The organism is Chryseobacterium sp. GW823-FHT05E08 (assembly GCF_058795655.1).
The window spans coordinates 1-14,466 of sequence record NZ_JBXAHY010000009.1 but is presented as its reverse complement, the minus strand read 5'-3'; the positions used below and the strand labels follow the sequence as shown (position 1 = coordinate 14,466).

Below are 14,466 nucleotides of genomic sequence, written 5' to 3'. Positions count from 1 at the left end.
TTAACCGTTAAAAATTACTTTCTTTTTTATAGAATAATTAAGAACTGAAACCAATAATATTGCCGCAATCTTACTGGTTATTTCGGGACTCAAGGTATAAAAAATTAAATCAATATTATCTTTAAATATAAAACTATAGAATATTTGGAAGAAGCTAAGACTTAATAATGTTGAAATAAAAGAAACCACCATAAAATAAGCAAATTCTTTTCTTTTGGAGTGCTTTCCTCTTTCAAATACAAACCAGATGCTCAGGAAGTAATTGGTGATAATCCCACAGCTGGTAGAGAAAATATTACTTAAAGGATAATGGATTCCGTGAAAGTTGGTTTCACTGGAAAAAAACTGAGGCAGATAGGTGCTGAAGGCTTTAAAGCTTCCGATTTCTATAATGGCGCTAAGTCCTCCCGCAATAATAAAGAACAAAATTTGTTTTTGACGTAGTAGTATATCTTTCATCTCAATTTTATGATATGCAAATTTATAACTATATGTTAAACAGTAAAAAAAGATGTTAAATATTTTTTTTACATGAAAAATATTTCTAATTTTAATTTTCAGAACGATATAAAACAGACCTGATAATAAATTCATTTTCAACTACTTGTGTTGATGGTTTTTCCTATCTTGTAATGCGTGATTGAAGCGTACTTCCAACTATATATTTACCACTTAATAATAATATTTGTATGAAATCTCAAAACAAATACAGAAAATTTCAGCTTCAACAACATAATATTGAGGCTCTTGAGAAAGAAAATTCCCGTTTCAAACGGGTGTATTCAGAGTACGAAAATATGTCAAACGAGCTCTGGAATCTTGAAAATTCTAAAGATGAACCTGTTCCTGATGATTTTATTAATGCAATGATCCTTCAGACTTCATATTTAGAAGATGAAATCGAAGATTGGTTAATACAATTCAATGAAAAGAAAGCTGATATAAAACATTAATCAGTACGCTAGTTTCTGAGCTGTTTTTAAGCTCTTCTCAAGATAAATTCATAATTTAGCATCCTTAAACTAAAATGTGAAAAATATGGTTGCTATTGTTGATAGTGGTTCTACTAAATCAGATTGGGTAATATTGGATGAATTCAAACAAGTATTTCTAAAGACGGAAACCATTGGTTTTAATCCCAATTTTATCAACATAGAACTCATTGTTCCCGAAATTGAAAAGAATACTAGTTTAACATCCGTTAAGAATTCCATCAAGAAAATTTATTTCTATGGTTCAGGATGCGGGATTCAAAAAAACTGTGATACCATCGTAGAAGAATTAGGTAAAGTGTTTGGTGATGCAGAAATTACTGTAAGGGAAGATCTTTTGGCAGCTGCTTATGCTGCTTATCAGGGAAGACCTGCAATCGTCTGCATTATGGGGACGGGCTCTAATTCTTGCTATTTCGACGGCGAAAATTTAAAAATAAAACTTCCTTCTCTTGGATTCCTGATGGGAGATGAGGGAAGTGGAAGTGCAATTGGTAAACAATTGGTACGCAGATTTTTTATGCAAAAACTTCCTGAGGATCTTAGTCAGGAATTTCAGGAAATTTATAATTTAACGATTGATGATGCATTAAAAAATATGTATCATGTCACAAGACCGAATGCTTATTTAGCGAATTTCAATAAATTTGTTATAGACCGAAAAGATCATCCTTACCTCCGAAATATGGTTTTGGAGGAGATGAAGAATTTTTTCGACTACCAGGTTCTTCCTTATGAAGAAAGCAAAGATGCTGAGATCAACTTTATAGGCTCAATTGCTTATTATTACGAAGATATTCTACGTTCTGCAGCTGCAGAGCTTAATTTAAATGTGGGGCATGTTGTACAAAAACCTATCGAAAGTTTAGTCGACTACCATGTTAAATACATACTTTAAAAAATATTATTTATGTCAAATAAAACTCACCGCGACGAAAAGAACTTCAATCAGGCCGCGTTAGATTATCATAAAGCTGAACCCAAAGGAAAAATCGAAGTAATTCCTTCAAAACCGCACTCTTCACAAAGAGATTTGTCATTGGCATATTCTCCGGGAGTGGCAGTTCCTTGTATGGAAATCTACGAAAAGCCCGAAACAGTGTATGATTACACAGGAAAAGGAAACTTGGTTGCTGTAATTTCTAACGGTACAGCAGTTCTTGGATTGGGTGATATTGGGGCAGAAGCTTCAAAACCGGTAATGGAAGGTAAAGGTCTTTTATTTAAGATTTTTGCAGATATCAATGTTTTTGATATCGAGATTAATGAGAAGGATCCGGATAAATTTATTCAGATTGTAAAAGGTATTGCTCCAACTTTTGGAGGAATTAACCTTGAAGATATTAAAGCTCCTGAAGCTTTTTATATTGAACAAAAATTAAAAGAGGAATTAGATATTCCTTTGATGCACGATGACCAACACGGAACAGCGATCATTTCTGCAGCAGCTTTGATTAACTCATTGCAAATTGCAGACAAAAAGATCGATGAGGTAAAAATGGTGGTAAACGGAGCAGGAGCTGCGGCAATTGCTTGTACCAACTTATATATATCTTTAGGTTTAAAAAGAGAAAACGTTTTAATGTGCGATAGCAAAGGAGTTATCAATCATAAAAGAGAAAATCTTACGCCTGAAAAAATAGATTTCATCGCCAATACAGATCTTGAAACACTAGAAGATGCCGTAAAAGGTTCAGATGTTTTTATCGGATTGTCTAAAGGAAACGTTATGACTCCCGAAATGCTATTAAGCATGAATGAAAACCCAATCGTTTTTGCTTTGGCAAATCCAGATCCTGAGATTGCTTATGATTTAGCTTTTGAAACTCGTAAAGACGTAATCATGGCAACGGGAAGAAGTGATTATCCTAACCAGGTTAATAACGTTCTAGGTTTCCCTTACATTTTCCGTGGAGCATTGGATGTTCAGGCAAAAGGTATTAATGAAGAAATGAAATTGGCTGCCGTTCACGCGATCGCTGATTTGGCTAAAGAACCGGTTCCAGAGGCTGTAATTTTGGCTTATAATGTTCAGAATTTACAGTTTGGTAGAGAATATTTTATTCCAAAACCATTTGATAACAGATTAATTACCAAAGTTTCAAGTGCTGTTGCAAAAGCGGCTATTGAAAGTGGTATTGCAAGAAAAACGATTGCTGATTTCGACGAATACGAAAACAGTCTTCTTGACAGAATGGGAAGAGACGAGAAGTTAGTAAGAATGATGCAGACCCGTGCTAAAGCTGATCCGAAGAGAATTACGCTTGGAAATGCTGAGGAATACAACGTGTTAAAAGCTGCTCAGATTCTGTACGAAGAGGGAATTGCTTTCCCAAGTCTTTTAGGAAACAAAAAATACATCAAAGAGCAAATGGAGCGTTTTGGAATTGAATTAGATATTCCGATTATCGATCCAAGTGATGACGACCAAAAAGAAAATAGACAGAAATACAGAGAAACGCTGTGGAAACTTCGCCAGAGAAAAGGGATGAACGAGTACAAAGCAAAAAGATATGTACGTCAGAGAGATTATTTCGGGCCATTGATGTTAAGACATGGTGATACTGACGGACTTATCGTTGGATTCTCTAAAAATTATACTTCAGTTTTACGTCCTGTTTTAGAAGTTATCGAAAAAGAGAAAGGCGTAGATAAAGTAGCGGCAATGATGATGATTTTGTCTGAAAAGAAACCAATTTTCTTCGCAGATACATCAATTAATCAAAATCCGACGGCTGAAGATTTGGTTAATATTGCTAAAATGGCAGAAATTACCGTTAAAACTTTTGCTGTTGAGCCAAGAATTGCAATGCTAGGTTTCGAAAACTTCGCAGGAATCTCTGATACTTCGAAAAAAGTAGCAAAAGCAGTAAGCATTCTTCACGAAAAATTCCCTAAAATGGTTGTTGATGGAGAAATTCAACCGGATTTTGCCATGAATGCAGATCATTTAAGTGATTATCCTTTCTCAAAATTAGGAACAACTCCTGCCAACACATTCATCTTCCCAAATCTTGAAAGTGCCAACTTATCTTACAAGATCATCAGAGGGATGAAAGTTGCTCAGGTTATCGGGCCAATCTTGATGGGATTAAAACAGCCTGTTCACGTTTTACAGATGCGTTCAAGTGTAGACGAGATCGTAAACTTGGCAACAGTTGCTGTTCTTGATGCTCAGAGAAGAGAGAAAAAGGACAAAAAATAATTAGTACATCACTAAACCTCATAGGTTTCTAAAACCTATGAGGTTTAAACAATAAAAAAACAAACACAAACACACAAATTTTGAAAATGAAGTTAAATGAAAAGGCGATAATTTTTGATATGGATGGAACCATTGTAGACAACATCCCTTATCATGAAGAATCGTGGATCTTATTTTTAAAAGAATATGGAATTATTATCGAGCCTGAGAATTTCAGTGCCCAAAATCATGGAACATTGGATGAAATGATCATCCGTTTTTTCGGAGCAGAAACTTCTAAAGAAAGAGTTCATGAGTTGGGATTAGCGAAGGAAAAAGCATATCAGACTTTATATCAAAACCATATCAAAGAAGTGAACGGATTAACGCCTTTCCTTCAAAAATTGAATCAGAATAACATCAAAACAGGACTTGCTACGATGGGAATTCCGTCAAGTATTGATTTTATTTTAGGGGGATTGAATGTTAAAAACTATTTTCAGGAAATTACCGGTGGAATAGAAGTTTCCAAGGGAAAACCAAATCCTGAAATATTTTTAAAAACACTCGAAAAACTAAAAGTTGATGCTAAATACACCGTTGCAGTAGAAGACTCAATGGGAGGAATAAAAGCTGCCAAGGATGCAGGAATGAAGGTGATTGGGATTACAACTACCCATTCACTGGAAGAATTGATGGATAACGGCTGTGCTGAGGTGATTAATGATTATACTAATATTGAGATTGTTTAGAAGATATTTTTAATTAAATAACTTTTAAATCATAATAATTTTACAAAGACTCCAAATTTTGGAGTCTTTTGTTTTTGTGAAAAATCCTTGAATTCTATCTTAAAAATTAAGTTAAATTTCATTCGCGCATGAAATGAAAACATTAATTAGTTTAAATTGCTATATTTGGGAGTTTTAAAAATTAATAATGATATTTTCTTTACAAGGCACTGTTCAAGAACTTACGCCTACCTACGCAGTAATCAACGTACAAGGAGTTGGTTATTATGTGGGTATCAGTTTAATGACCTCACAAACCCTGACTTTGAATCAGGCAACCGTACTTTTTATCCAGCAGATCATCCGTGAAGATGCTCATTTACTTTTTGGATTTAACACTCGTTCAGAAAAAGAAATGTTCAATCTGTTAATAAGCGTTAATGGAGTAGGTGCTGTTTCTGCACTTATTTTACTGTCAACTTTAAGTCTTGATGAGATCGCTTCGGCCATACTTTCCAAGAACAGCGCGTTGATCCAAAAAGCAAAAGGTCTTGGGGTAAAAACTGCTGAAAGAATTATTGTAGATTTAAAGGATAAAGTCCAGAAATTCACCAATGCAGAAGAAAATATTTCTACATTTGTGGATAATAAAATCAAGGAAGAATCGTTATCTGCATTAGAAGTTTTAGGAATTCCTAAAAGAATGAGCGAGAAGATTGCAGATAGAATAATAAAACAAAATTCGGCTATTACGGTAGAAGAATTGGTAAAACAAATCTTAAAAAACATTTAACATTTGGTGGCGAATAATAAGTTTCTCAATATATTTTTGTTCCTGTCCTTTCTGTGTGTATCAGTAAGTACTTTTGCGCAACAGCGACCAGTACGTGATACCGCAATTGTAAAGAAAGACTATGAACTGGCTGATCCTACGCAGTATGAAGCCTTTTACGATGTAAAAACGGGTATGTACTACGTTTATCCTAAAATTGGTAATACAATAACCGGGCCGCCAACAGCGATGTCTCCTGAAGATTACAAGGAGTTTATGCTGGCAGCACAGACGAAGGCTTACTACAAGGAGAAATCAGACAAATACAGTTTGATGTTCCGAAAAGATAAAGAGGGTGCCCGAAGAAAAGGTTTGATCCCTTCTTTAACCATTCGAAACAAGCTTTTTGAAACCATTTTTGGAAGTAACAAAATTGAAATCATCCCATCCGGATATGCTTCTTTTGACTTCGCAGGACTATATCAAAAAATAGATAACCCACTAATTTTACCTCAAAACAGAAAAAGTTTTACGTTTGATATTGATCAAAGGATTCAGCTTGGTTTATTGGGTAAAGTAGGGGAGAATCTTCAGTTAAAAGCCAATTACGATACTCAGAGCGGTTTTGCTTTTGAGAACAGAATGAACTTGGTTTGGCAGGCAAAAGGAAGCTGGAAAGATCTCCAGCAAAAAGGTCTTGGAAATGTCGATCAGCCCAATGCAGGAGGAGAAGATAAAATTATAAAAAGAGTTGAATTCGGTAACGTAAATATGCCGCTTTCAACGAGTTTAATACGAGGTTCTCAGTCATTATTCGGGGTTAAAACCGAGTTTCAGCTTGGAAAAACTTTCGGAACTGTGGTTCTTTCCCAACAACAGGGTGAGGCCAGAAACATTGTTGTTCAAGGGGGAGGTGTAATGAATACCTTCAAAATGAATGCAATTGACTATGAAGATAATCAGCACTACTTTTTAGGACATTATTTCTTAGATAATTATGATAATGCATTGCTTAATTATCCTCAGATCAACTCAAAAATCAGTATTACAAGAGCAGAAGTTTGGGTTTTAGATCAAGGGAACAGTAACTTAGCTTATCAGAAAAGTATTGTCGGAATTAGAGACTTAGGTGAAGGAGCTTCAGGATTGCCCGATAACACACAAAATGGACTTTATCAGGCGGTGTCCAATACAATGGGAACGCCAAGAGACGCCGGAGCTAATTATGGCGATCTTCTGCAAGGACAGGTTTTTCCGGGAAGTGCAGAGCCTTATCAAAATAGTGAACATTTTATATTCAATAAAAAAGCAAGAAGATTAAATTCAAACGAATATACATTACAACCGCAATTAGGATACATATCATTAAACCAGAAGCTGAATGACAATCAGCTTTTAGCTGTTTCATACTCGTACACGGTAAACGGAAGCAATCAGGTTTATAAAGTAGGGGAATTCTCCGAAGAAAGCCCGGTGTTGGTAACTAAAGTTTTAAGAGTAAACAACAAGCTGAATGTTGCCTCGCCAATGTGGGATTTGATGATGAAGAACATCTATGCTTTGGACGCAGGACAGGTAAATCAGGATGGGTTTATTTTAAATGTTTTCTATAGAGATTCTCAAACAGGAGGTAAAGTAAATTACCTTCCAAATACGATCGTTAAAGACACCAATTTATTGAAATTACTAAACTGGGATCGACTTAACACGAATGGAGATATTCAGAATAACGGAAGTACAACCGGTGACGGTATTTTTGACTTTGTAAACGGAATAACGATCCGGCCGGAAACCGGAAGGGTTATCTTTACGAAAGCTCAGCCGTTCGGTAAATATATGTCGCAGGTTTTGGGAAGTAATGATCCGCAATATGTTTTCAATGAATTATATACTCAGCAGAAACAGGTTGCATCATCTAACAACCTAGCTCAGCGATATACATTGGAAGGTCGTTACAAAGGAACGCAGGGACAAGGAATTTCCTTAGGAGCTGTAAATGTTCCACAAGGATCTGTAAAAGTATCTGCAAACGGTGTTCAGTTAACAGAAGGTGTTGACTATACGGTTGACTATATGCTGGGAACAGTTACCATTATCAATGAAAATGTAAAACAGTCCGGACAGGCAATTAATATCGCATTAGAAAATCAATTAACATTTAATACACAACGAAAAAGATTCTTAGGATTAAACTTAGAAAGAAGAGTTAATGAGAACTTTATTTTTGGTGGAACGGTTGTTAATTACTCCGAATCTCCGCTTACTCAAAAAGTAAACTACGGTCAGGAAGCTGTAAATAATACAATGGCTGGTGTTAACTTAATGTACAACAACCAACTTCCTTTCCTTACGAGATTAACGGATAAAATTCCATTAATAAATACAGAAGCGCCATCTAATTTGAATTTCAAAATGGAAGCGGCTTATCTACTTCCTGGACTTAATAAAGGAACAAATGACCAGTCATACATTGACGATTTTGAACAAACCACTTCTAAAATTTCATTAAAAGAGCCTACCGCTTGGAGTTTAGCTTCAAAACCTGAAAAGAATCAGGGTGATGCTATTTTCCAAGGAGCTGGTGCAAATAATGATATTACAAATGGTTATGGTAGAGGTTTATTATCTTGGTATAACATTGACCCGAGATTCTATGGTGTAGGTGGTAGAGCTCCTGCAGGAATTACTCCGCAGTCGGTTTCTAATCACGCTTCGAGAAGAGTTCAGCTTTCTGAGATCTTTAATAACAGAGATTTTGTTGCAGGTGAACAAACCTTCACTAATACTTTCGATATATCTTATTATCCTAGAGAAAAAGGACCATATAACGTAAACCCGGCTAACGAAACAACTCAGCAAAGATGGGCGGGTATTATGAGACCGATAAGCATTTCCAACTTTGTGAATTCTAATATTGAATATGTTGAATTCTGGATGATGGATCCTTACGCTGATGGAAATAACTTAGGGACAAATCCAAGGCTTTTACTACAATTAGGAAACGTTTCCGAAGATGTTTTAAAAGACGGACAAATGCAGTATGAGAATGGATTACCAACGGGATCAGCTCCTTCTACAACAACAAATACAAATTGGGGAACTCAGCCAAAACAGCCACCGATTTTATATGCATTCTCAAGTGAAGGGGATGATAGAAAAGCACAGGATTTAGGGTATGACGGTTTGAGCTCTGAACAGGAAGCAATAAAATTCGGAAATACATTTATTAACCCTGTTACAAATATTGCCGATCCAGCTGTGGATGATTTCGTATTCTATTTGTCGGATAAATTTACGGGCAGTCAGGCAGCGTCAATTATTCAGAGATATAAATATTTCAGAAATCCGGAAGGAAACTCTCAGGCTAATTCTCTGGAAGTATCTACTCAAACTCCGGATGCAGAAGACATCAATAAAGATTATAACTTAGATCAGAATGAAAGCTATAATCAATATGAAGTAAAATTAGATCAAGGTAACTTGGTTTTAGGTCAGAATAATATTGTTGATGTTAAAACTGTTCAGGCAACTTTCCAAAACGGGCAGACTGATCAGGTGAAATGGTACTTATTCAGAGTTCCAATTGCTCAGTATGATGCTACTGCAGGAGATCATGCTGCAGATGTTCTTAACAATGTAAGATTTGCAAGATTACTATTAACAGGTTTTGATCAAACTTCAACGTTGAGGTTTGGGACATTAGATCTTGTAAGATCAGATTGGAGAAGATATCCTAAAAACTTCGCAGTATACGGAACAGATACAACTGCTGATCCTGCAACAAATGAAGGAACATCTGATGTTGTAGATCCAAATAATTTTGAAATTGGAAGTGTAAATATTGAAGAAAATGCATTAAACCAACCTCCATATGTATTGCCTCCGGGAATTGACAGACAGGTATTGAGCGGAAATGCAGGTGCGCAAAGACAGAATGAAGCTTCTCTATATATGAGAGCGAATGAACTTCGTACTACAGAGGCTAGAGGGGTGTTCAAGAACTCTTCATTAGATATGAGAAGATACAAGAAGCTAAAACTTTTTGTACACGCTGAAGATCCTGAAAACAGAGATCCTAATATTGGATTAATGGATAAAAAGACGAAATTCTTTATCCGTTTCGGAAACGATGCAACGGATAACTATTACGAATATGAAGCTTCTTTAAAGCTTACTTCAAAAACAGCTACGGCGCCAATGGATATTTGGCCATTGGATAATGAAGTAGACTTGGATATTCAGGATTTTGTAGATGCTAAAATCAGAAGAGATAAAAACTTCCCGAATGATATTGCTAAGAGAATCATGGATCAAGAGTTTGGAAGTGATATTAACTTCAAAAAAATCTATGTTAAAGGGCGTCCAAGTTTAGGAAATGTGACATCCATTGTATTAGGTATAAGAAATGCGGGAGATAGAACAGGAGTATCAATAGACAGGGTGCTTTGGGTAAACGAAATCCGTCTTTCAGAAATTGAAAACGATGGTGGTTATGCAGGAAATGCAAGCTTAAACTTCAACCTTGGAGATTTTGCGACCGTTAATACAAGTGCATCTTATACATCTGTTGGTTTCGGTAATATTGATTCTAAACCTGCGGAAAGAAATCAGTCTACACAATCTGCATTCAGTATTAATACTGCGATCAATGTAGATAAGTTCCTTCCTGAGAAGAGTGGGGTGAAAATTCCGTTAAACTATTCTTATTCTCAAACAATCGAAGATCCAAAGTACAATCCTTTGGATACTGATGTTGAGTTCAGTAAAGCAGCAAACAAAGAACAGCTTAAAAAAGTAGCGAGAACGTATACTCAACAAAGAAGTTTGGGTGTTGTGAATATGCACAAGGAAAGAATGAATCCTAATAAAAAGGCTAAATTCTATGACATAGAAAACGTTTCTGTTACTGCGGTTTATAATGACGATTATTACAGAGATATTTACACAAAGAAAAATTACAGACAATATCTGAGAGGATATATTGATTACAATTATACATTCAAACCGTGGGTAATTAAGCCATTCAATAAAATGATCAGCGATACCGCGAAGTCTACAAAATATCTGAGATGGGTTAAAGAATTTAATTTCAATCCGGTTCCTACAAGATTATCTTTCAGAACAGAAATCGACAGAAATTATAATGAGCTTGAATTCAGAAATATTGAATCAATCTTAAGTGGAAATATGACTGATGACTTCGCAGCTATCAGAAACAGAAATTTCTATTTTGGATGGCAGTATGGATTAGGTTTCAACTTCACGAAATCATTGAAATTAGAAATCAACTCTGTAACAAGAACGCTGAATGATAATGTTGATGTAAACACAATGGACAACACTGCCATCTTTGGAAACATCTTCAGAGCAGGTAGACCGGTGTTGTATAATCATAGAATTCAGTTGAATTACAAATTGCCATTCCAATATCTTCCATATTTGGATTTCATTGATGCAGAAGTGGGATATGGAACGACTTATAACTGGAATGCAAGATCTACAGCATTGCTTTCATCTCCGGGCGGAAGTTTAGGATCTATTGGTCAGAACACAAGCGTAATTCAGGCAACGGCAACAGCTGATTTCCCTAAGTTCTTTGGACAGTTTAAATATTTCAAAAATATATCAACTAAACTTCAGAAACGTAAGCAGGAAATTGACTCTCTTAATAATGCGTACACACAGCAGTGGGAGAAGAGAAGATATAAGTATAAAGATTATAAATTTAAGAATAGATTAACGCCGTTGCAAAGTGCAGCGTTCTTATTGACATCATTTAAGCAGTTAGATTTTAATTATTCTGAAAATAACGGAACTGTACTTCCAGGATTATTATCTGCTCCAAACTTCTATGGTTATGGACAAACACTAGGAGGTCCAACACTTGGATTCTTATTTGGATCACAGGCAGACATCAGAAGATTGGTCATGGAAAATGGCTGGGTAAGTGATTCCGAATTTATGACCGATCCTTACGTCAAAATGTCAACAAAAGAACTGAGGGCGAATTTACAGATCGTTCCGATGAATGATCTTAGAATTGATCTTAACGGAATACATACTTATAACAGAAACTTTACGCAAACCGGATTTAATTATCGCGACAGTAACGGAAATCCAAATCCTAACTACACTTTTGCTAATGATTTTGTGACGTATTCAAACTCGGTAATCCTTCTGAAAACGTCTTTCAAAGATGGACAGGCAATTTTCCAGGCTATTAAAGATAACGCAAGAGCAATATCTCAGCAGATGGGAGGTGGTATTGGTGCTGACGGATTTACAGAAGGTCACAGTATTTCGAATGCCTACGTTTTAATACCTGCATTTAGAGCAGCAGTTGAAGGTAAGGCTCCGGAACTTATCGGGAATGCTAAAAAAGCAGGACTTCCGTTACCAAACTGGAAACTTACCTATTCAGGATTGAGAAATGTACCTTTCATTAATGGTCAGTTCTCTAAGTTTGATATTCTACACGGTTATACGGCAACGTATACTGCAACGGGTATTCAGTCAAGTGTTGATTACTTCAATACATTGACCTCTAATACAAGTTCGGGTAGAGATGTTAATAATGATTATATAAATCCATTTACTTTTGCTCAGGTTGGATATGTTGAAAACTTCTCACCACTTATCGGAATCGATGTTACGATGAGAAACAACTTCCAGTTTGGTTTACAGTATAACAAAACAAGAATGTTATTGTTAGGATTAATCAACCATACGCTTACCGAAGATGCCAATACAGAATATGTAGTAAGATTGGGTTATATCGTTCGTAATTTCAGATTAGGAATGGCAAACACAAGAGGTAGCAGAGGTAAAGGAAGCGATCTTAATATTAGAGGTGATATCTCATTAAGAGACAGCAGAACAAGTATCATGAATATCTTATTGGATGATTCTCAGGTGACAGGTGGACAGAAATTAATGAACATCAGACTTTCTGCAGACTATAACGTTTCGGAAAATCTTAACCTAAGAGTATTCTACGAACAAATGACTTCCAAGTATAAAATTTCAACAGCATTCCCTCTGTCAACGATCAGAGCCGGGCTTTCTGCGACATTTACATTTGGAGATTCAGGTGGTGGTTTTTAAACTAAATAAACATAAAATTAAATGTCCTTCAATTTTGAGGGACATTTTTTATATTCAATATTTGAACCTACTATTATTTTGAATACATTTGTAAAAATAAAAATTTAAAAATGAACACACCATCAGAATTAAAGTACACTAAGGACCACGAATGGATCAAGATTGAAGGAAACGTGGCTACAATTGGTATTACTGATTTTGCACAAGGAGAACTTGGAGATATCGTTTATGTTGATATTGATACAGTAGATGACGATTTAGAAGGAGGTGCAGTTTTCGGAAGTGTTGAAGCAGTAAAAACAGTTTCAGACTTATTCTTACCTATCGCAGGAAAAGTGATTGAATTTAATTCAGAACTAGAAGCTCAGCCAGAATTGTTAAATACAGATCCTTATGGAAACGGTTGGATCATCAAATTAGAATTGGCTGACGGTGCAGATCAATCAGAATTACTTACAGCAGAAGAATACCAAGCTATCATTGGATAAAATTTCAAAAATATTTAGTAAGATATTGCCCATTTATTGGGCATTTCTTACTTATATGCTCTTAAAGCCGGGCGAAGAAAACCATGAATATTGGTTTATGTTCAGCGGAATCGACAAAGTTCTACACTTGAGCATATTTGCGATGCTGGGTTTCCTGTTCATTGCAACTTTCCCAAAGATCAAATTTTCCTATTTCTTTCAAATCATCCTTATATATGCTTTCCTCACAGAAATCCTCCAGGACGAAATGGGCTTAGGCAGATCCATGGAATCCCTAGATATCGTCGCAGACACCATCGGCTGCTTAATCGGGTACTTTATATATAAAGCGTTAGTCAACCGATTTTTCTAATCTTTCACTCAACGCAAGGATTAAACCCTCCAACTCTCAAACCCATTAACCCTCCAACTCGAAACTTTTCAGGAGCTTCATCCGGCTTTCCACTCTATCTTTTTGGTGACGGCCTTCGCTTCGCTCCGGCCGCCCCCAAAAAGGATACCGCTCCAATCCGGGCTAGGGTATTGGGCGTTCTTATTACTTTTTCTCGTAATAAAATTTTTCTCAAGTATTAATGACTTATTAATCCTTATTCTTTCTTCCAAATATTTCCTTTCCCAACTCTCCAAACCAATTCTCAAATCAATCTATGAAATTATAGGCTGGTACTCTTACTCTCCAACTCTCCCCACACTAAACCCTAGTTTTAAGATCTGTGCAAATCTGTGAAAATCTGTGGGAAATAAAAAAGGCATCCTCAAGCATAACCTCTCACGACTCCCAACCTCATAGGTTTTCAAAACCTATGAGGTTTAATTAGAACATACCTTATATATAGTATACCTATTATATAAAAGTAAATCCTTTCAATTCATATTAAAAGCTCCAAAACCCTCCCGAACGCCTATTCCCAGATCTTTCAACAAACCAATCGAATCCTGTGGATAACTATGGCTCATGCCATAAAGTAATTTATATCAACAAATTAGATTTGAAACTTTTCCACAATACGAATTCCACATGAACATTATGTTAAATAGATTTGGAATGGTGGGTAAAAAGGTGCTACTTTTGCCCCACTGAAAAACGAGAGTGGATTGGTAGCGCAGAAGGAGGTAATAGAGTATAAAGACTACGAAACAGATTACAACAAACATTAAAATTTTTATTAAATAAAAGTTGTTAAAGTTAAAATAA

The 14,466-nt window shown here is 35.7% G+C and carries 9 protein-coding genes; 8 read left to right on the top strand and 1 reads right to left on the bottom strand.

From position 1 onward, the window contains the following. A complete protein-coding gene (locus AC1Q7L_RS21680; RefSeq protein WP_492308035.1) occupies positions 1-459 on the bottom strand; it encodes a GtrA family protein in 459 nt (152 codons plus the stop codon). A 230-nt stretch (positions 460-689) separates the two neighbouring features. Between AC1Q7L_RS21680 and AC1Q7L_RS21675 the strand changes: the two genes are divergently transcribed. The 8 genes from AC1Q7L_RS21675 (at position 690) to AC1Q7L_RS21640 (ending at position 13,623) form a co-directional block, all read left to right on the top strand. Beyond that, positions 690-953 carry a hypothetical protein gene (locus AC1Q7L_RS21675; RefSeq protein WP_492308036.1) on the top strand — a complete coding sequence of 88 codons (264 nt, stop codon included), beginning with the start codon at positions 690-692 and terminating at the stop codon, positions 951-953. A gap of 85 nt (positions 954-1,038) precedes the next feature. Next, on the top strand, positions 1,039-1,890 hold the full coding sequence (locus AC1Q7L_RS21670; RefSeq protein ID WP_410694304.1) for an ATPase: 852 nt from the start codon (positions 1,039-1,041) through the stop codon (positions 1,888-1,890). Between the two features lie 12 nt (positions 1,891-1,902). Next, a complete protein-coding gene (locus AC1Q7L_RS21665; protein WP_492308037.1) occupies positions 1,903-4,197 on the top strand; it encodes an NADP-dependent malic enzyme in 2,295 nt (764 codons plus the stop codon). A gap of 86 nt (positions 4,198-4,283) precedes the next feature. Next, the gene (locus AC1Q7L_RS21660; RefSeq protein WP_410694306.1) at positions 4,284-4,928 is read left to right on the top strand and encodes an HAD family hydrolase; all 645 of its coding nucleotides are present in this window, start codon (positions 4,284-4,286) and stop codon (positions 4,926-4,928) included. Between the two features lie 187 nt (positions 4,929-5,115). Beyond that, a complete protein-coding gene (gene ruvA / locus AC1Q7L_RS21655; RefSeq protein ID WP_066752393.1) occupies positions 5,116-5,700 on the top strand; it encodes a Holliday junction branch migration protein RuvA in 585 nt (194 codons plus the stop codon). A gap of 6 nt (positions 5,701-5,706) precedes the next feature. Further along, entirely contained in the window at positions 5,707-12,783 is a 7,077-nt protein-coding gene (gene sov, locus AC1Q7L_RS21650; protein ID WP_492308038.1) for a T9SS outer membrane translocon Sov/SprA, read from the top strand. Positions 12,784-12,893: 110 nt separating this feature from the next. After that, positions 12,894-13,271, top strand: coding sequence for a glycine cleavage system protein GcvH (gene gcvH / locus AC1Q7L_RS21645; RefSeq protein ID WP_410694308.1), 378 nt, complete (start codon positions 12,894-12,896; stop codon positions 13,269-13,271). 55 nt (positions 13,272-13,326) lie between these two features. Then, complete coding sequence (locus AC1Q7L_RS21640; protein WP_492308041.1) at positions 13,327-13,623, top strand: VanZ family protein; 297 nt, start codon at positions 13,327-13,329, stop codon at positions 13,621-13,623. Positions 13,624-14,466: the final 843 nt, after the last annotated feature.

What these genes read in the sequence shown, in the direction of transcription:
- AC1Q7L_RS21680 (WP_492308035.1), bottom strand. Translation starts at nt 459, where the DNA reads ATGAAAGATATACTACTACGTCAAAAACAAATTTTGTTCTTTATTATT.
- gcvH (WP_410694308.1), top strand. Translation starts at nt 12,894, where the DNA reads ATGAACACACCATCAGAATTAAAGTACACTAAGGACCACGAATGGATC.
- ruvA (WP_066752393.1), top strand. Translation starts at nt 5,116, where the DNA reads ATGATATTTTCTTTACAAGGCACTGTTCAAGAACTTACGCCTACCTAC.
- AC1Q7L_RS21675 (WP_492308036.1), top strand. Translation starts at nt 690, where the DNA reads ATGAAATCTCAAAACAAATACAGAAAATTTCAGCTTCAACAACATAAT.
- AC1Q7L_RS21660 (WP_410694306.1), top strand. Translation starts at nt 4,284, where the DNA reads ATGAAGTTAAATGAAAAGGCGATAATTTTTGATATGGATGGAACCATT.
- AC1Q7L_RS21665 (WP_492308037.1), top strand. Translation starts at nt 1,903, where the DNA reads ATGTCAAATAAAACTCACCGCGACGAAAAGAACTTCAATCAGGCCGCG.
- AC1Q7L_RS21640 (WP_492308041.1), top strand. Translation starts at nt 13,327, where the DNA reads ATGCTCTTAAAGCCGGGCGAAGAAAACCATGAATATTGGTTTATGTTC.
- AC1Q7L_RS21670 (WP_410694304.1), top strand. Translation starts at nt 1,039, where the DNA reads ATGGTTGCTATTGTTGATAGTGGTTCTACTAAATCAGATTGGGTAATA.